Origin of the sequence: Pelagibacterium lacus, from assembly GCF_003345525.1 — a bacterium.
Lineage (GTDB): Bacteria > Pseudomonadota > Alphaproteobacteria > Rhizobiales > Devosiaceae > Pelagibacterium > Pelagibacterium lacus.
In genome coordinates, this window is the sequence record NZ_QQNH01000006.1 from 77,079 (window position 1) to 98,643 (window position 21,565).

The following is a 21,565-nucleotide window of genomic DNA, read 5'->3' on the forward strand; positions in this document are numbered from 1 at the left end:
TTGTCCTTGTGGTTGTTTGAGGGCCCGGCCCTATTCCGCCGCGGCGCGGGGAAAGGCGCCCTCGCCGGCCAGCACAGCTTCGAACGCGTCGGCGACGATGTCGAGGCCCCTGTCGAGATCGGCCGGCGCGATGGTCAGCGGGCAGAGGATTTTTACCACCTCGTCCCGGCTGCCCGAGGTCTCGATGATCAGCCCCTCGTCAAAGCAGCGGGCGCAGATGCGCGCCGCGCCCTGGGGGTCGCCGGTGTCGATGCCCAGCATCATGCCGCGCCCGCGCACGGCCAGGCCGTGGCGCGCGGCGATGGCCCGGAGGCGGGTTTCGAGATGTGCGCCCTTGGTCCGCACGGTCTCGGCGAAGGCGTCGTCGCTCCAGAATTTTTCCAGCGCCACCCGGGCGGTGACGAAGGCGTGATTGTTGCCCCGGAAGGTGCCGTTGTGCTCGGCCGGCTTCCAGATGTCGTGCTCGGGCTTGATCAGCGCCAGCGCCAGGGGCAGGCCCATGCCCGAGAGCGATTTGGCCTGGGTGATGATGTCGGGGCTGAGCCCGAACCCCTCGAAGGAGAAGAAGCGCCCGGTGCGCCCGCAACCGGCCTGGATGTCGTCAACGATAAACAGCGCCCCGTGCTTGCGGGCGATGGCCTCGATCCGTTGCAGCCATTCCGGCGAGGCGGCGTTGAGCCCGCCCTCGCCCTGCACCGGCTCGACGAGGATGGCCGCCGGGGCGTCGACGCCGCCCGAGGGGTCGTCGAGCATCCGTGCCAAGAGGTCGGCGGTGTCGATATCGGGGCCGAAATAACCCTCGAAGGGCGCCCGGTGGATGCCGGGCAGCGGCGCGCCGGCCCCGTCCCGCTTGCTGGCATTGCCGGTTGCGGCCAGGGCTCCGAGCGTCATGCCGTGAAAGCCGTTGGTGAAGGCGATCACATTGGTGCGCCCGGTCACCTTGCGGGCCAGCTTGAGCGCCGCCTCCACCGCATTGGCGCCGGTGGGGCCGGTGAACATCAGCTTGTAGTCCATGCCGCGCGGCTTGAGGATCGTCTCCTCATAGGCGGCGAGGAAGGCCTGCTTGGCCTCGGTGAACAGGTCGAGCCCATGGGCGATGCCGTCTGAGGCGACGTAATCGAGCAGCGCCTGCTGCATGTCGGGGTCGTTATGGCCGTAATTGAGCGAGGAGCAACCGGCCAGGAAGTCGATATAGGCGCGGCCGTCGGCGCCATAGAGGGTGGCGTTCTTGGCGCTGGCGAAGAGGCGGGGAAAGCTGCGCGAATAGGAGCGCACGCGGCTCTCGCGCCGCTCGAAGATGGCGGGGGAAAGGGTCATTTCTGGCCTCCGTTGCGGGATGGCAGGATAGGGAAGAAGCGGGGTGCGGGCCTGCATGGGCGTCGGCGGGGCGTGGCGGCGGGTCAGGCCGCCGAGCGCACTGCGCGCCCGTCCCGCGCGAAGGGGCCGATGGTGACGAGGAACTCGGTCTCGTGCCGCCCGGCGAAATGATCCGCGCGCCGGAAATGCGGCGCGCGGATCATCTCGGCGTCCAGCGTCTCGGCGATCGCACCGAACAGCGCCCAGGACGCGGCATTATCCCGCGTGATGGTCGATTGCACGGTCTCGATCCCGGCACAGGCCGGGCGGGCCAGCACGGCCTGAATCAGCCGCTTGGCCAGACCCTGTCCGCGCGCCTCCGCGGCGACGCAGACCTGCCAGACGAAATAGGTCCGGGGATGTTCGGGCGGGATATAGCCCGACACCCAGCCCACCACCGCGCCGCCCCGCTCGGCCAGGGCGCAGGTGGCGGCGAAATGGCTGCACTGCAAGAGGTTGCAATACATGGAATTGTCGTCGAGCCCGGCGGTGTCGGCCACCAATTGCCAGACCGCGGCGCCGTCCTCGCGGCGGGGGGCGCGAATCGCGGGGAGGGGCGGGGACTCGGGGCGCGTGTCCCGGCCCAGTGCTGCAAGCGTCATGGGTTTCCTCCAGTGAGTGTTGCGCATTTAATTAGCTTGCTCAAACTAAATGTCAACCGGGGAAGTGGTGGGAAAATTGCCGATTTTTCTGATTTATATCGCTAAAACAAATGGATAGTATTTATTTGAAAAGTTTTGATGGCTCCCATATGCGAGGCACCTCACCAAATTCCTTAGCATAATCTAAACATCTGTGGCAGGAAGCGGCGGGAATCGCTTGGGGGCGGAAGAAAGCGGAGGTAAGGACCATGCATGGCCCATCCCTGGAGAGCCGAGACGTGCAAGCCCCGACCAAGACAGCGCTGTCGGCCCTGCGCAAGATCCTGCGCAAGACCGAACTCAATTCCAAGGCGCTGATGCGCGAGACCGGGCTCACCCCGTCGCAGCTCATCTTCATGCAGATCCTCGACGACGGCGCCGAGCATACGGCGGGGGCCGCCGCCCTGCGCATGGGCATCACCCAGGCCACCGCCACGGCGCTGATCCACAAGCTCGAGGCCCTGGGCATGGTGGCGCGGCGCAAGGGCGAGGCCGACCGCCGTCAGGTGTGGCTCAGCCTCACCGACAAGGGCCGCGCCGTGCTCGAAATCGCCCCGGACGGGGCCCATGCCCAGTTCCACGCCGCCTTTTCCCGCCTCGCCCAATGGGAGCAGCTGATGCTGATCGCCGCGCTGGAGCGGATCGCCGACATGCTGGGGGCCGAGGACGACAGCGCCCCGGTGCTCAGCGCCGACCCGGTCCTCGCCCCCCGGCTCGACGCCGACGCCGACCCCGCCCCATGATCGCGCTGGAGCAGTGCGCCACCCTCGTGCTGGCCGCCGGCGCCTCGCGCCGCTTCGGCGCCGACAACAAGCTCCTGGCCGAGATCGAAGGCCGGCCCATGGTCGAGCATATCCTCATGCGCATCGCCGCCTTGCCGTTCGCCCAGCGCCTCGCCGTGGTCGACGATCTCGAGGGGCCGGTGGCCGGGATCGCCCGACGCCACGGGATCACGCCCGTCCTCTCGCCCGATGCGGCGACGGGCATGGGCGCCTCGCTCGCCGCCGGCGCCAAAGCCCTTGGTTCCGAAAGCGCGGCGGTGTTCGTGCTGCTGGGCGACATGCCCTTCGTGCCCGCAGCCATCTTCGCCGCCCTGGCCGCGCGGCTGGAAGACCCGGTCTCCATCGCCCGCCCGCGCACCCCGCAGGGGCCGGGCCATCCGGTGCTCTTCGCCCGCCGTCATTTCTCCGCCCTCGCAGGGCTGGAGGGCGACAGCGGGGCCGGGGCGGTGATCGCCGCCCATCGCGACCATCTGGACTGGGTGGACACCACCGAGACGGGGTGTATTGCCGATTTCGACACAACCGCCGCGCTGGCCGCCTGGCGCGGCTCGGTGTGACGCGGCACGGCAAAATCGGCCCGTCGCGGCTTCCGATTGCAACCTCTTGGCGCTTCATGCGTTAATAGCTTCGTCCCGATGGGGGACGACACATCGAAACGCTGTTGTGGGGTTACTATGGAAGACGCTGGAATCGGCTGGATCGCAGCCATTATCATCGGTGGTTTGGCCGGGTGGATCGCCTCGGCGATCATGAAGACCAATACCGGAATTTTTCTCAACATCATCCTCGGCATCATCGGCGCGGCCATTGCCAGCTTCCTGTTCGGGCTGATCGGCGTGTCGTTCGGCGGCTGGCTGGGCTATCTCATCGCCGGACTGATCGGCGCCTGCATCCTGATCGCCATCGTGAGAGCCGTGCGAAAATAGCGCCCCTCCCGATGCGTGCGTGAAAGGCCCGCCCCCCTCGCGGGCCTTTTTTCATGCGCAGTTCTGCCGATCGCAGTTTTCCGCATCCCGGCGATAACCCGGTCCTCGCCTTCCCCCGCCATGATGGCCCCGGTGCAATCGGCAAGCGGAGGGGGGACCATGACTCGGCGCGGCGATCGGCCCTTGCGGCAGGGGTTCAGGACGGCGTCGGACGGCGCCTCGGCGGTGGAGTTCGCCCTGATCGCCCCAGTATTCCTGCTCCTCGTCTTCGGCGCCATCGCCTATGGGCTTTATTTCGGCGCCGCCCATTCGGTGCAGCAACTGGCCGCCGACGCCGCCCGGGCGGCGGTGGCCGGGCTCAGCGACCCCGAGCGCGACGCCCTGGCCCGAAGGTTCATCGCCGCCAATGGCGACAGCTATGTGCTGATCCGGGGCGCGCTTTTGGACATAGACACCGTTCCGGGCACCGCCGATCCCGACCAGTTCATCGTCCGGCTGACCTATGACGCCAGCCATCTGCCGATCTGGAACCTTTACGCCCCGCTCCCCCTGCCGGGAGAAAGGACCATCACCTTTTCCTCCACCATCCGCCATGGCGGGGTGTGAGCCATGCCCGCCCGTCTCCTGCGTTTCGCCCGCGCCGAAGCCGCCAATGTGGCGACGCTGTTCGCCCTGGTGCTGCCGCTGCTGATCGGCGCCGCCGCCTTTGCCGTGGACGAGGCGGCGCTGCATCTGGAACGCCGTCAGCTCCAGCTCGTGGCCGACCTTGCCGCCATCCACGCGGCGGGCGACCCCGCCCGGGCCCGCGACCGCGTGCTCGCCGTCCTGGCCGATGCCGACTATGCCCTGCCCGCCGAGGCGGTGGTGATCACCAGGGGGCGCTACGCCGCCGACCCCGCCCTCGCCCCGGCCCAGCGCTTCGTCGCCAATGCCGACCCGGCCAATGCGGTGCGGGTCGAGCTCGCCGATCGCGGGCGCATCTATTTCGCCTCGATCTTCGGCATGGCCCCGCCCGATATCGGGGTTTCAGCCCTGGCCAGCGCCACCCCGCGCGCCGCCTATTCCATCGGCTCGCGCCTCGCCAGCCTCAATGACGGCATGCTCAACGCCGTGCTGGGCGGGCTTTTGGGGACCGAACTCTCGCTGTCGCTGCTCGACTACAACGCCATCGCCGACCTCGATGTCGGGCTGTTTGATTTCCTCGACGCACTGGCCGGCCGGATCGACCTCACCGCCGGGACCTATGGCGAGTTGCTGGCCGGCCGGGTGGCGCTGGCCGATATCGGCGCGGCGCTGGCCATCGCCTCGGGCGGCAATGCGGTGCTGCTGCATCTGGCCGGGCTGATCGACGATACCATCCATGTGGAAATGCTCAACCTCGTCGCCGGCGACGGGCTCGCCCATCTGGCGCTGGGGTCGGCCGCCGCGGCCGAGGCCCGGATTTCGGCGCTGCAGGTGCTGTCGGCGGCGGCGATGGTCGCCGATGGCCAGCGCCAGATCACCCTGGCGCTGGGGGCAGACCTGCCGGGGCTGGCGGGGATCGACGTGGCGCTGGTGGTGGGCGAAGTGCCCCAGGGCGGCTGGTTTACGCTCGCCGGCGAGGGCAGCTATGTGCGCACCGCCCAGGTGCGGCTGCGCCTCGACATCTCCATCCTGGGCAGCGCCGGGGCGCTGGGTCTCCTCGACATCACGCTGCCGGTCTATGCCGAGCTCGCTCCGGCCGAGGCACGCCTCGCCGCGCTCTCCTGCCCGCCGGGCCGGCCGCAGGCGGCAACGGCCACCGTGGCCGCCACCCCGGGCGTACTGCGCCTTGCGGTGGGCAAGACGGCGCCATCCGCCTTTCTCGACACCACCCGCCCCTTGCAGGTCGCCCGCACCCCGATCGTCTCGATCCTTGGTGGAGTGGCCGAGGTGACCGCCCATGCCGATATCGCCATGGCGCAAACGACGCCCATCCCGGTGGCGTTCACCCATGCCGATGTGGTCAACCGCAGCGTCAGGACGGTCTCCACCACCACCCCGGTGGCCTCCCTCACCGGCTCGCTCCTCTCGGGGCTCGACCTGCGGCTCGAAGTGCTCAAGCTCAACCTGCTGGGCGCCCTGCTCTCGGGGGCTACCGGCGCGGTCAGCGCTCTGGTCACCCCGGTCGCCCCGGTGCTCGACGCGACGCTGGTCGCCCTGTTCGACGCGCTGGGACTGGGGCTGGGCGAGGCCGATATCCGCATGCACGGCTTCGATTGCCGCAATGCGGCGCTGGTCGGCTGACCGCCGCGAGATCGGTTTTTTTCGGTGAACCCGATCTGAATCGGGTCTTCAGCATGGGTTGCGCATGGGGGGATTAGAACGGTCTCCATCATCGGCGCGGTCAGAGGGACCGGGCCACAACCCAAAGGGAGACCCATCATGATCCGCAAACTTCTCGTCGCCACCCTCGCCGCCACCGCGCTGGCCGGGGCCGCCATGCCCGCCATGGCCAACAATCTGTTCATCAACCAGTATGGCTTCGGCAATGCCGTCGGCGGTGGCCAGAGCGGCTGGAACAACACCTTCGGCGCCTTCCAGAACGGCAATTGGAACACCGGCATCGCCAACCAGCAGGGCGGCAACAACGTCACCGCCATCGGCCAGGACGGCAGCAACAATTATGGCGATGTCTGGCAGAATGGCTGGAACAATCAGGCCGGCACCGGCCAGTTCGGCTCCAATCACACCACCATCGTCACCCAGGACGGCAATGGCAATGTCGCCGCCGGCGTGCAGGTCGGCAATGGCTGCAACGCCAATGTGCTGCAGCAGGGCGCCAACAACGTCACCGCCTTCGTGCAGGTCTGCCCGTAAGACCCCGTCTCATCGCTCCGCGCGCCGGGGGCGGATCGCCGCCCCGGCGGCTCAGGAAAAAGGGAGGTTCACCATGGTTCGTTCAATCCTCTTCGGCGGGCTGGTGGCGCTCGGCGCGCTTGCCCTGGCCGGCGCGGCCGCGGCGTCGGGCGCGTCCGGCCCCGGCGGCGGCCTCGTCTGCGGCATCGACACCAGCACCGAGCGCGGGCTGATAACCATCTCAGGGGTGGCGCACAGCCCCATTGCGCTCAGCGGGCAGTACAGCCTGGCGCTCGAGAGCCGGGGCAGCGGCGGTTCGGCCAATATCAGCCAGGGCGGGGCATTCGCGCTCGATCCCGGCGCGGTCGGGACGCTGGGCGAGGTCACCGTCAATGCCGGCGCGAGCGTTACGATCGCCTTCACGATCACCAGCCAAGGCCGGCAGGTCGATTGCTCCGCCCCGATCGCCCGGGCGGCCTGACGCCCCCGGCCTTATCTCCCCCTACATCGCCCCGCTCCGGCGGGGCTTTTTTGTGCCGTGGCGCGGGCGGTGAATGCGGTGTGAACGGGGGGCTCCGGGGCGGTTCAGGGCGGCGGGCATAGGGTGGTTTGCAGCGCTGGAGCAACCGGCGCACGGGAACGCAAACACACGCATCGGAGACCGCGCATGTCCATTCGTTTTTCCAAGACCATCGCCACCACGATCACCGCCGCCCTCTTGGGCATCGCCCAGCCGGCCATGGCCGGGGGGCAGATCTCCATCGGCTTCAGCCCCAGCGATCCGCAGCAGGCCCAGGCGCTGGGCATGGGGCTGCAGATGTTTTCCCTGATGCAGGGGCTGTCGGCCAGCGGCGCCAATGCCTATCAGAACGGCTCGGGCAATGCCGCCGGCTTCTTCCAGGGCGGCGCGGGCAATCACGGCCTCATCTACCAGAACGGCAACGGCCATACGGACACCGTCACCCAGACCGGCAACGCCAATAGCTGCGGCCTGTTCCAGTTCGGCCAGGCCACCAATGCCCAATGCACGCAGACCGGAAACCAGACCGGCATCACCACGGTGTTCGGGTTCTAGGGTGAGATCGAGAAAATGGTGGAGCCAAGCGGGATCGAACCGCTGACCTCCTGCATGCCATGCAGGCGCTCTCCCAGCTGAGCTATGGCCCCATCAAGACGGGTCCGCCATGTGGCGGGCCTGGGTGGTTCGCGAAGGTTCCCCCCGCGAACGGCCGGAACCTAGTGAGAAGTGTTTGGGGAAGCAAGAGCAAATATCGCCTTGCATCGCAAATTTTTCACACCCCGCATAAAACCCGCGTGATCCGCGGGACGGGCCCCGCCGCACACACCGCGGCGCGGCCCGAAAAGCCGACGGACGAGGCCGAGCCGAGGACCCCGCGCGACGTTTCGCGCGCCCCGCCGGAGGGCCAGCGCCTGGCATAGCGCGGTTTCAGCGCGTCATGCCGGGCGCGGTACGGCCCGTGAGGCCAATAATTGGACGAGGCACAGCCGAGGACCCCGGCGAACGTTTTCGCCGCGCCGTCGCAGGCGCAACGAAGGCCATAGGCGCGGCTTTAGCGCCGTCATGGCCGGAGTGGTGCGCGCCGTGAGACAAAAAGAGTCTTAAATCTTACCGCTCGTCGTCGTCCACTTCGACGTCGAAGTCGATTTCCTCGTCGTCGTCATCGCTTTCGAGGAAGGTGTCGTCGTCGTCGCCACCCAGTTCCTCGTCGACTTCCACATCCTCGACATCGGGGATGGTGTCCTCGCCCTCATCCTCGTCGTCGCCATCGTCCTCGGCGTCGCTGAGCGAGATGACCTCGGCGCCGGCCGCCGCGGCGGCCTGGTCGATATCGGCCTCCTCGACTTCGTCCTCGTCCTCCTCGTCGCCCTTCTTGCGCTCCTTGGCGCCGAACTTGACGGCGGCCTTTTCCTGGGCGGCTTCGAAAAAGCTCAGGGGGTAGGATTTGCCGGTATAGGGCGAGACCACGGGGTCCTTGCCCAGATCGTAGAATTTCTTGCCCGTTACCGGGCAGGTCCGCTTGGTACCGCGTTCGTCACTGGCCAAGGCACTATCCCCATTGGTCTGAGAAGCTATCTGGTGGTCCATCGGCTGCATGTGGGCGGAAAACCCGTCCGGCGCAAGCGCGACAGGGCATAATCGAGGCGCGCCAGGCCCCCTTGGGAGAAAGCCGCCGCTTTGGCCGATCGGTTAGCGTGAAATTTTCGCCCCTGTCAAACCCAAAATGGCGCCGCCTCGCCGCCGTTGGCACGGGGGAGCGATCATGCTAAGCCCGGCCACGATCTCCAGCCGTCTCATTTCCGGTTTGCCAGCCATGTCCCACAGCCTGCCCCCGCGTCCCCGTTCCGCCCATAAGTCCGGACCGCTTTCCGGTTCCATCGCCGTTCCGGGAGACAAGTCCATCTCCCACCGCGCCATGATGTTCGGCGCCATGGCGCTGGGGCGCACCCGGGTATCGGGCCTGCTCGAGGGCGAGGACGTCCTGGCCACCGGCCGCGCCATGCAGGCGCTGGGCGCCAGGATCGAAAAGCGCGGCGACGTCTGGGAAATCGATGGCGTCGGGGTCGGCGGCTTCACCGCGCCCCAGACCGATCTCGATTTCGGCAATGCCGGCACCGGCGTGCGCCTCGCCATGGGCCTGGTGGGCGCCTATCCCTTCACCACGCGATTCGTGGGCGACGCCTCGCTCACCGCGCGTCCGATGAAGCGCGTGCTCGATCCCCTGCGGGCCATCGGGGTCGAGGTGGTCGAGCATCACGACGACCGCCTGCCCATCGCCCTCAAGGGCCCGACCGATCCGGTGCCGGTGCATTACCGCGTGCCCATGGCTTCGGCGCAGGTCAAATCCTGCGTGCTGCTGGCCGGGCTGGCCATTCCCGGCACCACCACGGTGATCGAGCCGGTGATGACCCGCGACCACACGGAAAAGATGCTCGAAGGCTTCGGCGCCGACATCCATATCGAAACCGATGCCGACGGGGTGCGCACCATCACCGTCCAGGGCCTGCCGGAACTGAAGGCGCAGGATCTGGTGGTTCCGGGCGATCCGTCCTCGGCCGGCTTCCCGCTGGTCGCGGCGCTGATCGTGCCGGGCTCGGACGTCCTTATCGAGAACGTCCTCATGAACCCCACCCGCACCGGGCTGATCGACACGCTGATCGAGATGGGCGGCGATATCACGATCGAAAACCGCCGCATCTCGGGGGGCGAGGACATCGCCGATCTGCGCGTCCGCCATTCGCGCCTCAGGGGCGTCCGGGTGCCGCCCGAACGCGCCCCCTCGATGATCGACGAATATCCGGTGCTCGCCGTCGCCGCCGCCTTCGCCCAAGGGGTGACCGAAATGCCCGGCATCGAGGAATTGCGCGTCAAGGAATGCGACCGGCTCTCCGCCGTGGCCCGCGGGCTCGAGGCCAATGGGGTGGCCTGCGAGGAAGGCGCGGACTATCTGATCGTCACCGGTGGGGCGCGGGTGCCGGGCGGCGGGACGGTGGCCACCCATCTCGACCATCGCATCGCCATGAGCTTCCTCGTCATGGGCATGGCGTCGGATAATCCGGTCACCGTCGACGACGACCGCATGATCGCCACGAGCTTCCCCAGCTTCATGGCGGATTTCACGCGCCTGGGGGCCGGCTTCTCGGCGGAGGCCGCGGCATGATCATCGCCGTCGATGGGCCTGCGGCTTCCGGCAAGGGCACCATCGCGGCGGCGCTGGCCCGCCGGTTCGGCCTGCCCCATCTCGATACCGGCCTGCTCTACCGGGCGGTGGGGCTGTCGGTCAAAGCCCATATCGAGGCCCCCGACATCGAGGCCCGCGCCACCCGCGCCGCCGAATTGCTCGATGTCACCGGGGTCGATCCCCAGGCCCTGCTCGGGGCCGATGTGGGCATCCTCGCCTCGCGCATCGCGGTGTTTGCCGGGGTGCGGCGGGCGCTGTTCGCCGTGCAGCGCGATTTCGCCCTGCAGCCCGCGGGGGCGGTGCTGGACGGGCGCGACATCGGCACGGTGATCGCGCCGGAGGCCGACGCCAAGCTGTTCATCGTCGCCGATGCGGCGGTGCGCGCCGGGCGCCGGGCCCGCCAGCTCGAGGCGCGCGGGCTCACCATCGACCGCACCCGGCTTTTGGCCGATATCGAGGCCCGCGACGCCCGCGACCGCGCCGCGCCGCATGGGGGATTCCACCCCGCCGACGATGCGGTCTTGCTCGATACCACCGATTTGGATATAGAAGCGGCCATTACGGCAGCCATCGCCGAAGTCGAGGCGGCCATCGCCCGCAAAACCACGTCTTGAAATCGAGCGCGTGAAATCCAAATTTGCGGGGATGGGCCGGCAACACTTTGCGCCGGGCACTCGATCGTCATCGCAAGCGCCGAGCCTGCTCGGCCCTGTCGCGCGGCGATCCATTCCCCTGCCCGACCCCATATCGTCAACCCTAACCAAGCATGTTCCGGACGCCGTCCGGAATGGAGATTGAATGGCTAACCAGACAGCATCCGCTGAAGATTTCGAACAGCTCTTGATGGAGAGCTTCCAGGACATCGATCCCGTCGAGGGCACCGTTGTCAAAGGCAAGGTCGTCGCGATCGAGAAGGACCTTGCGATCATCGATGTGGGCCTCAAGACCGAGGGCCGCGTGCCGATGAAGGAATTCGGCGCCGCCGGCCGCGACGGCACCATCGCCGTGGGCTCGGAAGTCGAGGTCTATGTCGACCGGGTCGAGAACGCCATGGGCGAAGCCGTCCTGTCGCGCGAAAAGGCCCGCCGCGAAGAGAGCTGGGTGCGTCTCGAAGCGCTCTATGAAAAGAACGAGAAGGTCGAAGGCCAGATCTTCAACCAGGTCAAGGGCGGCTTCACCGTCGATCTCGACGGCGCCGTGGCCTTCCTGCCGCGCTCCCAGGTCGATATCCGCCCCATCCGCGACATCGCGCCGCTGATGAACGTCGCCCAGCCCTTCCAGATCTTGAAGATGGACAAGCGCCGCGGCAATATCGTCGTCTCGCGCCGCGCCATCCTCGAAGAATCGCGCGCCGAACAGCGTTCGGAAATCGTCCAGCAGCTCGAAGAGGGCCAGGTGGTCGAAGGCGTGGTCAAGAACATCACCGATTACGGTGCGTTCGTCGACCTGGGCGGCATCGACGGCCTCCTGCACGTCACCGACATCGCATGGCGCCGGGTCAACCACCCCAATGAAGTGCTCTCGATCGGCGAGACCATCAAGGTGCAGATCATCCGCGTCAACCAGGAGAGCCACCGTATCTCGCTGGGTATGAAGCAGCTGCAGGCCGATCCGTGGGAAGGCATCGCGGCAAAGTATCCGGTCAACGCCAAGTTCACCGGCCGCGTCACCAACATCACCGACTACGGCGCGTTCGTGGAACTGGAGCCGGGCATCGAAGGCCTGATCCACGTCTCCGAAATGAGCTGGACCAAGAAGAACGTCCATCCGGGCAAGATCGTCTCGACCAGCCAGGAAGTCGAAGTGATGGTGCTCGAGGTCGATCCCGAGAAGCGCCGCATCTCGCTGGGTCTCAAGCAGACCCTGTCGAACCCGTGGGAAAGCTTTGCCGATCGCTTCCCGATCGGCGCCGAGATCGAGGGCGAAGTCAAGAACAAGACCGAATTCGGCCTGTTCATCGGTCTCGACGGCGATGTGGACGGCATGGTCCACCTCTCCGATCTCGACTGGAACCGTCCGGGCGAGGAAGCGCTCGAGGACTATAACCGCGGCGACATCGTCAAGGCCAAGGTTCTCGACGTCGATATCGAGAAGGAACGCATCTCGCTCGGCATCAAGCAACTGGGCACCGATAGCTTCGAAGCGGCCTCGGCCGGTTCGGACGGGGTGCGCAAGGGCGCCATCGTCACCACTGAAGTCACCGCGGTGACCGATGGCGGCATCGAGGTGCGCATCGCCGACACCGACCTCACGGCCTTCATCCGTCGCTCGGACCTCTCGCGCGACCGCGAAGACCAGCGCCCCGAGCGCTTCGCCGTTGGCGAGAAGGTCGACGCCCGCGTCACCCAGTTCGACAAGAAGACCCGCCGCATCGGCCTCTCCATCAAGGCGCTGGAAATCGCCGAGGAGAAGGAAGCCGTGGCGCAATACGGTTCGTCCGACTCCGGCGCGTCGCTGGGCGACATCCTCGGCGCCGCCCTCAAGGGCCAGGACAAGAAGTAAGCGCACGGGAGTGCTGCCAGGAAAAGTGGCTCCACTTTTCCGGTTCGGCAGCGCGACCACGAAAAACTGTGTTTGACTTTAGAAGGCTCGCGCGCAGGCGCGGGCCTTTTTTATGGGATGTGTTCAGGCTGTCAGCCGGCTGGCCTCTCCGGCCGCGTTGGCGGCGGAAGGCACCGGCAGGGTAGCCGGCAGGCGCAGGGCGGCAACGAGGCGGCGATATTCCTGCCGCGCATTGACATGGGACATGGAGGGCGTGCCGCCCAGCAACTCGGCGTCGAGGGGATCGAACACCGTCATGCCGAGCGGGAACAGCGAGCGGAAGATCACCCGCTCGGCAATGCCGGCGGCGACGCGGCAGCCCAGCCGGGAAGCGACCTTGTCGATGGTCGTCTGCACCTGGTCGGCATTGCGCGAGCCCAGATTGGAGATGCGGTTGCGCACCAGCACCCAGTCCATGCCTTCCCCGGTCCGCGCCAGGCGCTCGGAGCGCACCCGCTGCACATTGCGCGAATAGGGGCTGGTCTGGATCGGCTCCCCGCTCTGGTCGTCGATGCGCGCCAGGACGTCGAGATCGATCATGCTGTCATTGAGCGGGGTCACCAGCGTGTCGGCGGCCCCATGGGCGGCACGGGCCAGGTTGCAGTCGAAGCCCGGCGTGTCGATGACGATGAAATCCACCGCCGCGCGCAGCCCGTCCAGCGCGCGGGTGAAGACGTCAAGCTCGGCGCTGTGGTTCTCGCTGATCGAATCGCCCCAGGCGGTGGGGATATAGAGATGGCGGGGCAGCGGCACCGTCCTCTCCGTCGCCGCCATGGTGGCGCGGCGGTTGCGGACATAGCGCGTCAGGGTCTGCTGCCGGCTGTCGACATCGACGGTGCCGACGCGATGGCCCTGATGCAGGAGGTAGACGGCCAGGTGCAGCGCCGTCGTCGATTTTCCCGAACCGCCCTTTTCATTGCCCACCGCAATGACATGCGCGCCGTTTTGCGCCATCTCGCTTCCCCAAATCAGCCATGGATCGTCCGGCCCATCAGGTGGCAACAGGGTTAACAGAGGCTTAACGCCCCGCCCCTCGGGCGGCGCCGGGCGCGGGTTTTCAACACCCGCGCTTCAGACGATGCCGCGCTCCCTGAGCAGCGCCTCTTCGTCGCCCGAGATCCAGCCAAACACCTTCGCGTCTCCTTCCCGCACCTGCACGAGATAATGCACCTCGAAATCGATGCTGGTTTCGGGCAGGTCGTCGCGGGCATAGGTCGCGGTCCAGGCCACATGGGCGACGCAATGGAGGGCATCGATGGGGGAGAGGCGCAGATGGCGGATGCGCATTTCCCGGGTGCCGATCCGGCGATAATGCTCATAGCCCTGGAGCATCGTCTCGCCGAACCGCTCGTCGTTCTTGCCCGCCATCACCCCGAGCGGGGAGGCAGCGATGAACTCCGTGGCATAAAGCGCCGTCCGCTCGCCGGCATCGGGTTGCCCGGCGAGGGATTGGTTGAAAAACCGCTCATAGCGCTCGAACAGCGCCCGTATGATGGCCTCCATCCGCGTTTCCTTTTTTGCCGTGGGCGGAAAAGATAGCATTCCTGCGCTTGCCGCCCCACCCCACCCCACCCCGCCTCACCCGCCAGCCTCATCACCCTCCCCCTTGCGGGGAGGGGTTAGGGGTGGGGGTGCGAGCGAAAGCGAGCTCTTGCCGGTGGCGCGCATCGGTATTCTTCCTGTGCCGCATATGTGACACGGTTGGGTAAAATTGAGCAAAAACCTGCCGCTTCGGGGGTGCCATTAACGAAAGCCGTGTTAGGGTTGGCCGAAAATGGGTGCGTGCGGCTCGGGGGATCGTGCGCGGCCGCACCGGAATGGATCAGTGGAAGCGTACCAGCCGTGACCAGACACACACCCCAGAAATGGATGGCCGCCCTCCTCGCCGCCAGCGCCCTCGCCGCCCCGGCCCAGGGGTTCGAACTGTTCGGAATCCAGTTCTTCGGCTCCGAGGCCGAGGAGGCCGCCGAGGCGGTGATCGCCGATCCGCGCACCTATACGCTCACATTCGAGACCGGCGCCGAGGGCGAGCTGGACGGGGCCCTGCGCGGCGCGTCCAACCTCTGGGGCGATCGCGACGCACCGGCTTCCGGCGTGCCGGGGCTCCTGGCCAAGGCGCGCGGCGACTATGCGCGGCTGACCGGCGCGCTCTACAATCTGGGCTATTATGGCGGCGCGGTCTCCATCCTCGTCAACGGTCGCGAGGCCGCATCGCTGTCCCCCGACGCCAGCCTGCCCGAGCCGGCCACCATCGTGGTCACCGTCAATCCCGGCCCGCAATTCGTCTTCGGGCGGCTGGCCGTCGCCAATCGCGCCCCGGGCCCGGTGGCGCCCGAGGACATGGTGGACGCGCCCGAGGAGATCGGGTTCGTCTCCGGCCAGGTGGCGCGCGCCACCATCGTCGCCCAGGCCGAGCAGCGTCTGGTGCAGGCCTGGCGGCAACTGGGCTATCCCAAGGCCGAGATCGCCAGCCGCAATGTGGTGGCCGACCACCGCACCACGGCGCTCGACGTCACCATCACCGTCGATCCGGGCGCCCATGCGGCCATCGGCCCGATCGGCGTGGAGGGGACCCAGAACATGAGCCCGGCCTTCATCGTGCGCCAGACCGGGCTGGTCGCGGGGGCCGAATACGACCCCGACGACATCGAGCTGGCGCGCGAAAGGCTGACCCGGCTCGGAGTGTTCCGCTCCCTGCGCATCGAGGCGGCCGACGCGGTTCCGGCCAATGGGCTGTTGCCCTACCAGATCATCGTGCAGGAACAGGCGCTGCGCCGCTACGGCATCGGTGCTACCCTCGCCACCATCGACGGGCTCGGGGTCGAGGGCTATTGGCTGCACCGCAACCTCTTCGGCGAGGCCGAGCGCCTGCGGCTCGACGCCAAGGTGGCCGGCATCGGCTTTCCCATCGATACGGCCGAATTCGACTATTTCTTCGGCGGCACCTTCACCAAGCCGGGCATCTACACCCCCGACACCGACCTCGTCGCCGCCATCAGCGCCGAGCGCTCGGTGCTGCCGCTCTATACCGAAACCTCGCTGCGCGGCCGCATCGGCATCGAGCAATTGTTCACCGATACCATTTCGGGCGGGGTGGGCGTGCAGTTCCAGCACTCCTATTTCGAGGACGACGCCACCTTCGGCAACCGCAACTTCACCACCGTGGGGCTCTATGGCCAGGGGGTGTTCGACAATCGCGATTCCCAGCTCGATCCCACCGAGGGCTTTTACGTCGCGGCGACCATCGATCCGCTCTACGAGCTCGAATACGACAACGCCATCGTCCGCGCGACACTCGAGGGGCGCACCTATTTCGGCTTTGGCGAGGACGACAATTTCGTGCTCGCCGCCCGCGTCAGGGGCGGGGCGATCGCCGGGCCGTCGCTGTCGGAAATCCCGCCGGACCTCTTGTTCTTCGCCGGCGGCGGCGGATCGGTGCGCGGCTATGGCTATCGCTCCATCGGGGTCGATGACGGCACCGGCACGGTGACCGGCGGGCGCTATGTGCTCGAGGGCTCGCTCGAGGGGCGGGTCCGCTTCAACGACCAGTTCGGCGCGGTGGCCTTTGTCGATGGGGGCTATGTGGCCGCCGACCGCTTCCCGGGGCTCGACGAGCTCAGCCTCGGGGCCGGCATCGGGCTGCGCTACTATACGGCGCTCGGCCCCTTGCGGCTCGACGCCGCCATTCCCCTCAACAAGCGCCCGGGCGACCCCGATTACGCGCTCTATGTCGGCATAGGTCAATCGTTTTGAGAGCCCTTCTTTCCATAGCCCTCACGGGCGCCGCCCTGGCGCTGCCCCTGGCCGCCATCGGGCAGGAGGCCGCGCCCGAAAGCCTGATGGACGTCCTGGCCCGCGCCACCCAGCTCAACGAGACCGAGCAGCGCAACGGGCTGATCCAGTTCGTCGAGAACCAGATCTCCAGCCCCGACCGGCAGATCCGCTTGAGCGGCATCGACGGCGCGCTGTCGTCCAACGCCGCCATCGCCCAGATCACCGTCTCGGACACCGAGGGCATCTATCTCATCGTCGAGAACGCGGCGCTCACCTGGAACCAGGGCGCGCTCCTGTTCGGGCGGCTGGAGATCCAGTCGCTTTCCGCCGATTCCATCGCCTATATCCGCAACCCGGTGATCACCGAGACCCCCGGCGCGCCGCCGCCCGAGGCGGGCGGCTTCTCGGTGCCCGAACTGCCCGTGGCGGTGATCCTCGAAAACCTCTCCGTGCCCTCGGTGCGGTTCGGGGAACAGGTGTTCGGGCTGGGTTCGGAAATCTCCGTCGCGGGCGCCATGACCCTCGATGGCGGCGCGCTCGACGCGACGCTGGACATCGCCCGACTCGATGGCCCCGGCGGCACCCTCGACCTCGCCGTGCAATACGCCAATGACAGCCAGGAGATCGACCTCGATCTCAACCTCGTCGAGCCCGAAAACGGCATCATCGCCAATCTGCTCAATATCGAGGACCGGCCCGAGATCGCCCTTGGGGTGGCCGGGGCGGGCCGGCTCGACGACCTCGACGTGACGCTCAGCTTCGACGCCGCCGGCAACCGCATCCTTTCGGGCACCGGCGTGGTCGACCAGACCCCGCAGGGACTGGCCATCGCCGCCGATCTCCAAGGGCCGCTGGCGCAAATCCTCCCCGCCGCCTATCGCGAGTTCTTCGGCGCCAACACCGCGCTGTCGGTGCGCGCCCTGGCGCGGGAGGAAGGCGGGTTCGAGCTCTCCGACCTGGCGCTGACCGGCGGGCAACTCTCGCTGTTCGGCAATGCGGCGACCACCGGCGACGGCTTCCTCAACCGCCTCGACATCAATGGCGAGATCGCCGCCGCCGACGGCGCCAAGGTGATCCTGCCGGTGCCCGGCGCGCAGACGCTGCTCGAGCGGGCCCGCTTCGCGGTGGATTTCGGCGCCGAGGGCAGCGAGGACTGGACCGGGCGCTTCGAGATCCTCGGCTTCGAGACCCCCGACCTCGCCGCCCAGAGCCTCGTCATCGACGCCGGCGGCGTGGCCGCCGATCTGGAGAACCCGGCGGCGCGGCGCATCACCTTCAACGCCGATGGGGCGCTCGAGGGCGTGCAATCGTCCTCCGAGGAGATTTCCGAGGCCCTTGGCCCCTCGATCGGTCTGGGGCTGGCCGGGCTGTGGCAGGCCGGCGAGCCGGTGACCCTGGCGCAATTGCGGCTGGTGGCCGAGGCGCTGTCGGTGGAAGCGGCGGGGCAGATCGCCGACATGGTGTTCGATGGCGACATCATCGTCGAGACCGCCTCGATCGCGCCGTTTTCGGGGCTGGCCGGACGCGAGCTGTCCGGCGCCATTTCGCTCGTGACCCAGGGCACGATTTCGCCCCTTGTCGGCGGGTTCGACCTGACCCTGGACGGCAGCGGGGAAAATCTCTCCATCGACGACGCAATCGCCGACACTCTTCTGGCCGGCACCGCGGCGCTGTCGGGCCGCATCGCCCGCACCGAGGCCGGTCTGGTCGCCGACGATTTCCGCATCGAAAACGACCAGATCGCGCTGCTGGCCGATGGCACCTATGCCACCGGCGAGGCCGATTTCGCCTTCGACCTTTCGCTGGCCGATCTGGGGCTGCTGACCCCGGAGGCGAGCGGGCGGCTCACCGTCTCCGGCCGGGCGACCGGCAGCGAAGGGGTGATCGATCTTTCGGCCGAGGCTGCTGTGCCGCAGGGCACCCTTAACGGGCGCACTTTGCGCGAGGCGCGCATCGGCTTTGCCGGCACCTCCTCGGCGGAGGGACTGCTGGGCGACGTGACCGGCGAGGCCTTCCTCGACGGCTTCCGCGTCACGCTGGCCAGCGAAGTCGACAATACCGCCGAGCGGCTGCGTCTGGCCGGGCTGCGCTTCAACGCGCCGGGCACCGAGCTCACCGGCAATCTCACCCGCTATGCCGATGGGCTGCTCGAAGGCCGCGTGGTGCTCGACGCGCCCAATATCGAAACCGCGGCCGCGCTGGCCCTGCTTGAGGCGCGGGGCGCGGCGGAAGCCGACATCGTCCTCGACCGCGACGGCGAGACCCAGAGCGTCGAGGCGCGGGCCAGCCTTTCCAATGTGGTCATCAACGATATCTCCATCGCCAGCGCCGAAGCCGAAGCGGCGGTCGCCGACCTGTTTGGCGTGCCGGTGATCGACGGCTCCATCGCGGCGCGCGGCGTGGTGGCGGCGGGCACCGAGGTCGAGACCGTGTCGCTCACCGCCAATGCCAGCGGGCAATCGACCCGATTCGAAGGCAGCGCGGCGCTGGCCGGCAATACCGGCATTACCCTCGCCGGACTGCTCGAACCCATCGCCGATGGCTATCGCGTGGCGCTCGACCGCTTCCGGCTCGAACAGGGCGCGCTGGCTGCCGCCCTCGCCCGTCCGGCCGAACTGACCGTCGCGGGGGACCTTGTGTCGTTCTCGGGCATCGAACTGGGCGTGGGCTCGGGGCAGATCAGCGCCACCGGCAGCGCCGGCGAAGCGCTCGACATCGCGCTCACCATCACCGCCCTGCCGCTCGATATCGCCAACACCATCCTGCCCGATCTGCGGCTGGCCGGCACGGTCTCCGGGTCGGCAGAGGTTTCCGGCACCGCCGCCGATCCGCGCGCCAGCTTCGCGCTGGAGGGCTCGGGGATCAACGCCGCCGCCATCGCCGACTACGGCATCGCCCCCCTCTCGCTCTCGGCGCGCGGCAGCTTTGCCAATGAGACGGTGCGGCTGGACAGCGCCAGCGTGTCGGGTTCGGGCGGGCTCAGCGCCACGGCCCAGGGCACCATCCCGCTGGCCGGCGCGGGGCTCGACATCGCCGTCAACGGCTCGGCGCCGCTGGCCCTCGCCAACCAGTTCGTCGCCGATCGTGGCGGGCAGCTCTCGGGCACGGCGACGCTGGCCGCACGGGTCACCGGGCGGCTCGACGATCCGCAGTTTTCCGGCACGGTCTCGGTGGCCGATGGCCAATATATCGACCCCGGCCTCGCCCTGCGCCTCGTGGCGATCAATGGCAGCGCGGCCCTGTCGGCCGACCGGGTGACCATCAACAGCCTCTCGGCCAATCTCGCCACCGGCGGGTCGATCTCGGTCTCCGGTGCGGTGGGGCTCGACGCCAATTTCACCTCCAACCTCTCGGTGGCGCTCAACGCGGCGCGCTATGCCGACGGCAATCTGGTGGTGGCGACCCTCAACGGCACGGTGGGGCTTTCGGGTCCGTTGCTCAATGGCGGGCAGGTGACCGGCCGCATCGACGTCGACCGCGCCGACATCACGGTGCCCGAAGGCTTTGGCGGGGCGGTGAGCGTCATCGATGTCGACCATGTGAGCCCGCCCCCCGCCGTGCTGGCGACCCTCGCCCGGGCGCGCATCGACCAGCGCTCGTCCTCCTCCGCCGGCATGGGCGGCGGCGGCGCGCCGCTGGGCATCGATCTCACCATTTCGGCCCCCAATCAGGTGTTCATCCGCGGGCGCGGACTGGATGCGGAAGTGGGCGGGGATGTGCGGCTGATGGGCAATCTCAACGCCATCCAGCCGGTGGGCGGGCTGGAGCTGATCCGCGGGCGGCTGTCGATCCTCGGCCAGCGCATCGATTTCGACGAGGGCTCGGTGACCCTGATCGGGGACATGGACCCGTTCATCAACCTCGTGGCGCGTACGGAGGGTAACGACATCACGGTGATCGTCACCGTCTCGGGCCGCGCCTCGGCCCCCAGCGTCGCATTCACCTCCGATCCGCTGCTGCCCCAGGACGAGGTGCTGGCGCGGCTGATCTTCGATCGCGGCGTGGGCGAATTGTCGCCGCTGCAACTGGCGCAACTGGCCGCCGCCGCCGCCGAACTGGCCGGCGGGGGCAGCGGGGGCGGCTCGCTGCTGGGATCGCTGCGCGAGGCGGCCGGGCTCGACGATCTCGACATCATCACCGACGAAGCGGGCAATGCCGCGGTGCGGGCCGGGACCTATCTCGACGACAACATCTATCTGGGCGTGGAAGCGGGCGCGGGCGGCGACAGCCGCGTCACCATCGACCTCGACATCACCGACCAGCTCCGCGCCCGCGGCCAGACCGGCACCGACGGCAACAGCTCGGTGGGCCTGTTCTACGAGGATGATTATTAGGGCGGCCCCGAAGGCTCTCTGACGCCCGCCTCACCCACCACCCTCATCACCCTCCCCCTTGCGGGGAGGGGCTAGGGGTGGGGGGTGCGAGCGAAGCGAGCCCTCTTCCCCCTTGACCCGCCCGGCCCGAGCCCGCATGGCTCTCCGACTGCCCCTCTCGCCCCGGTCCCTCCCGATGCCTCTCTGGCGCCCGCTCCGCTCCACAGACCTCCCCGCCGTCTCGGCCATCGCCGCCGTGGTGCATCCGGCCTATCCCGAGGACGATGCAGTGTTCGCCGATCGCGCCGCCATCGCGCCCGAGGCCTGTTTCCTCCTCGAGGTCGACGGCGCCCCGGCGGGCTATGTCCTGGCCCATCCCTGGCGGCACGACAGCCTGCCGGCCCTCAATACGGTGCTCGGCGCCGTCCCCGCCGCGCCCGATACGCTCTATGTCCACGATCTGGCGCTGCTGCCCGCGGCGCGCGGCAGCGGGGCGGCGGCGGAAATCGTGGCGCGTCTCGCCCGGGTGGCCCAGCCCCATGGCGCCATGAGTCTCGTCGCGGTCAATGATTCGGTCCCCTTCTGGACCCGGATGGGGTTTTCACCCAGGGTCATGCCACCGCTTGCCGCCAAACTTGCATCCTATGGCGCCGATGCGTGCTATATGACCAGACCCATGGCGCCGCACAGCTGCTAATTACAGCGCGCAAGACG

19 protein-coding genes and 1 tRNA gene are annotated in these 21,565 nt (G+C 68.1%); 14 read left to right on the forward strand and 6 right to left on the reverse strand.

The features are described from left to right. Positions 1-30: 30 nt before the first annotated feature. Positions 31-1,317: a diaminobutyrate--2-oxoglutarate transaminase gene (ectB, locus tag DVH29_RS06315; RefSeq protein WP_245944898.1), complete on the reverse strand. Its 1,287-nt coding sequence runs from the start codon at positions 1,315-1,317 to the stop codon at positions 31-33. 83 nt (positions 1,318-1,400) lie between these two features. Beyond that, complete coding sequence (gene ectA, locus DVH29_RS06320) at positions 1,401-1,958, reverse strand: diaminobutyrate acetyltransferase (RefSeq protein WP_114645324.1); 558 nt, start codon at positions 1,956-1,958, stop codon at positions 1,401-1,403. Between the two features lie 278 nt (positions 1,959-2,236). On the opposite strand from ectA, the gene DVH29_RS06325 reads away from it, so the two are divergent. The 8 genes from DVH29_RS06325 to DVH29_RS06360 all read left to right on the forward strand — a co-directional run bounded on the left by DVH29_RS06325 (position 2,237) and on the right by DVH29_RS06360 (position 7,597). Continuing rightward, a complete protein-coding gene (locus tag DVH29_RS06325) occupies positions 2,237-2,740 on the forward strand; it encodes a MarR family winged helix-turn-helix transcriptional regulator (protein WP_158541582.1) in 504 nt (167 codons plus the stop codon). Next, on the forward strand, positions 2,737-3,336 hold the full coding sequence (locus tag DVH29_RS06330) for a nucleotidyltransferase family protein (RefSeq protein WP_158541583.1): 600 nt from the start codon (positions 2,737-2,739) through the stop codon (positions 3,334-3,336). Before DVH29_RS06325 ends, DVH29_RS06330 begins: the two co-directional genes overlap by 4 nt. 117 nt (positions 3,337-3,453) lie before the next feature. Further along, positions 3,454-3,705: a GlsB/YeaQ/YmgE family stress response membrane protein gene (locus DVH29_RS06335; protein ID WP_114645327.1), complete on the forward strand. Its 252-nt coding sequence runs from the start codon at positions 3,454-3,456 to the stop codon at positions 3,703-3,705. Positions 3,706-3,864: 159 nt separating this feature from the next. After that, positions 3,865-4,311, forward strand: a complete 447-nt coding sequence (locus tag DVH29_RS06340; RefSeq protein ID WP_114645430.1) for a TadE/TadG family type IV pilus assembly protein — start codon at positions 3,865-3,867, stop codon at positions 4,309-4,311. 3 nt (positions 4,312-4,314) lie between these two features. Continuing rightward, a complete protein-coding gene (locus tag DVH29_RS06345) occupies positions 4,315-5,970 on the forward strand; it encodes a TadG family pilus assembly protein (RefSeq protein WP_114645328.1) in 1,656 nt (551 codons plus the stop codon). Positions 5,971-6,108: 138 nt separating this feature from the next. After that, a complete protein-coding gene (locus DVH29_RS06350) occupies positions 6,109-6,543 on the forward strand; it encodes a curlin (protein WP_114645329.1) in 435 nt (144 codons plus the stop codon). Between the two features lie 73 nt (positions 6,544-6,616). Then, the gene (gene csgH, locus DVH29_RS06355) at positions 6,617-7,003 is read left to right on the forward strand and encodes a curli-like amyloid fiber formation chaperone CsgH (protein WP_114645330.1); all 387 of its coding nucleotides are present in this window, start codon (positions 6,617-6,619) and stop codon (positions 7,001-7,003) included. Positions 7,004-7,189: 186 nt separating this feature from the next. Beyond that, positions 7,190-7,597: a curlin gene (locus DVH29_RS06360; protein WP_114645331.1), complete on the forward strand. Its 408-nt coding sequence runs from the start codon at positions 7,190-7,192 to the stop codon at positions 7,595-7,597. Between the two features lie 16 nt (positions 7,598-7,613). Here the strand turns inward: DVH29_RS06360 and DVH29_RS06365 are convergent. Together DVH29_RS06365 and DVH29_RS06370 are read right to left on the reverse strand one after the other, a co-directional pair. Beyond that, positions 7,614-7,689 (reverse strand) — tRNA-Ala (locus DVH29_RS06365). Positions 7,690-8,149: 460 nt separating this feature from the next. Beyond that, positions 8,150-8,587: a TIGR02300 family protein gene (locus tag DVH29_RS06370; protein WP_114645332.1), complete on the reverse strand. Its 438-nt coding sequence runs from the start codon at positions 8,585-8,587 to the stop codon at positions 8,150-8,152. Between the two features lie 268 nt (positions 8,588-8,855). Between DVH29_RS06370 and aroA the strand changes: the two genes are divergently transcribed. From aroA to rpsA, 3 genes are all read left to right on the forward strand, one after another. Then, positions 8,856-10,202 carry a 3-phosphoshikimate 1-carboxyvinyltransferase gene (aroA, locus tag DVH29_RS06375; RefSeq protein ID WP_114645333.1) on the forward strand — a complete coding sequence of 449 codons (1,347 nt, stop codon included), beginning with the start codon at positions 8,856-8,858 and terminating at the stop codon, positions 10,200-10,202. Continuing rightward, entirely contained in the window at positions 10,199-10,837 is a 639-nt protein-coding gene (gene cmk, locus DVH29_RS06380; RefSeq protein ID WP_114645334.1) for a (d)CMP kinase, read from the forward strand. Before aroA ends, cmk begins: the two co-directional genes overlap by 4 nt. A gap of 184 nt (positions 10,838-11,021) precedes the next feature. Further along, entirely contained in the window at positions 11,022-12,725 is a 1,704-nt protein-coding gene (gene rpsA, locus DVH29_RS06385) for a 30S ribosomal protein S1 (protein ID WP_114645335.1), read from the forward strand. Between the two features lie 123 nt (positions 12,726-12,848). Here the strand turns inward: rpsA and DVH29_RS06390 are convergent, their stop codons facing one another. Together DVH29_RS06390 and DVH29_RS06395 are read right to left on the reverse strand one after the other, a co-directional pair. Then, a complete protein-coding gene (locus DVH29_RS06390; RefSeq protein ID WP_245944899.1) occupies positions 12,849-13,718 on the reverse strand; it encodes a division plane positioning ATPase MipZ in 870 nt (289 codons plus the stop codon). A 117-nt stretch (positions 13,719-13,835) separates the two neighbouring features. Next, complete coding sequence (locus DVH29_RS06395; RefSeq protein WP_114645336.1) at positions 13,836-14,267, reverse strand: DUF6841 family protein; 432 nt, start codon at positions 14,265-14,267, stop codon at positions 13,836-13,838. 339 nt (positions 14,268-14,606) lie between these two features. On the opposite strand from DVH29_RS06395, the gene DVH29_RS06400 reads away from it, so the two are divergent. From DVH29_RS06400 to DVH29_RS06410, 3 genes are all read left to right on the forward strand, one after another. Beyond that, positions 14,607-16,517: an autotransporter assembly complex protein TamA gene (locus DVH29_RS06400; protein WP_439331614.1), complete on the forward strand. Its 1,911-nt coding sequence runs from the start codon at positions 14,607-14,609 to the stop codon at positions 16,515-16,517. Beyond that, positions 16,514-20,872: a translocation/assembly module TamB domain-containing protein gene (locus tag DVH29_RS06405; protein ID WP_114645338.1), complete on the forward strand. Its 4,359-nt coding sequence runs from the start codon at positions 16,514-16,516 to the stop codon at positions 20,870-20,872. Before DVH29_RS06400 ends, DVH29_RS06405 begins: the two co-directional genes overlap by 4 nt. Before the next feature lie 175 nt (positions 20,873-21,047). Then, a complete protein-coding gene (locus DVH29_RS06410) occupies positions 21,048-21,548 on the forward strand; it encodes a GNAT family N-acetyltransferase (RefSeq protein WP_114645339.1) in 501 nt (166 codons plus the stop codon). Positions 21,549-21,565: the final 17 nt, after the last annotated feature.

Coding starts and splice junctions, on each gene's coding strand:
- ectB (WP_245944898.1), bottom strand. CDS start 1,317: ATGACCCTTTCCCCCGCCATCTTCGAGCGGCGCGAGAGCCGCGTGCGC.
- ectA (WP_114645324.1), bottom strand. CDS start 1,958: ATGACGCTTGCAGCACTGGGCCGGGACACGCGCCCCGAGTCCCCGCCC.
- DVH29_RS06330 (WP_158541583.1), top strand. CDS start 2,737: ATGATCGCGCTGGAGCAGTGCGCCACCCTCGTGCTGGCCGCCGGCGCC.
- DVH29_RS06335 (WP_114645327.1), top strand. CDS start 3,454: ATGGAAGACGCTGGAATCGGCTGGATCGCAGCCATTATCATCGGTGGT.
- DVH29_RS06340 (WP_114645430.1), top strand. CDS start 3,865: ATGACTCGGCGCGGCGATCGGCCCTTGCGGCAGGGGTTCAGGACGGCG.
- DVH29_RS06345 (WP_114645328.1), top strand. CDS start 4,315: ATGCCCGCCCGTCTCCTGCGTTTCGCCCGCGCCGAAGCCGCCAATGTG.
- DVH29_RS06350 (WP_114645329.1), top strand. CDS start 6,109: ATGATCCGCAAACTTCTCGTCGCCACCCTCGCCGCCACCGCGCTGGCC.
- csgH (WP_114645330.1), top strand. CDS start 6,617: ATGGTTCGTTCAATCCTCTTCGGCGGGCTGGTGGCGCTCGGCGCGCTT.
- DVH29_RS06360 (WP_114645331.1), top strand. CDS start 7,190: ATGTCCATTCGTTTTTCCAAGACCATCGCCACCACGATCACCGCCGCC.
- aroA (WP_114645333.1), top strand. CDS start 8,856: ATGTCCCACAGCCTGCCCCCGCGTCCCCGTTCCGCCCATAAGTCCGGA.
- cmk (WP_114645334.1), top strand. CDS start 10,199: ATGATCATCGCCGTCGATGGGCCTGCGGCTTCCGGCAAGGGCACCATC.
- rpsA (WP_114645335.1), top strand. CDS start 11,022: ATGGCTAACCAGACAGCATCCGCTGAAGATTTCGAACAGCTCTTGATG.
- DVH29_RS06390 (WP_245944899.1), bottom strand. CDS start 13,718: ATGGCGCAAAACGGCGCGCATGTCATTGCGGTGGGCAATGAAAAGGGC.
- DVH29_RS06395 (WP_114645336.1), bottom strand. CDS start 14,267: ATGGAGGCCATCATACGGGCGCTGTTCGAGCGCTATGAGCGGTTTTTC.
- DVH29_RS06410 (WP_114645339.1), top strand. CDS start 21,048: ATGCCTCTCTGGCGCCCGCTCCGCTCCACAGACCTCCCCGCCGTCTCG.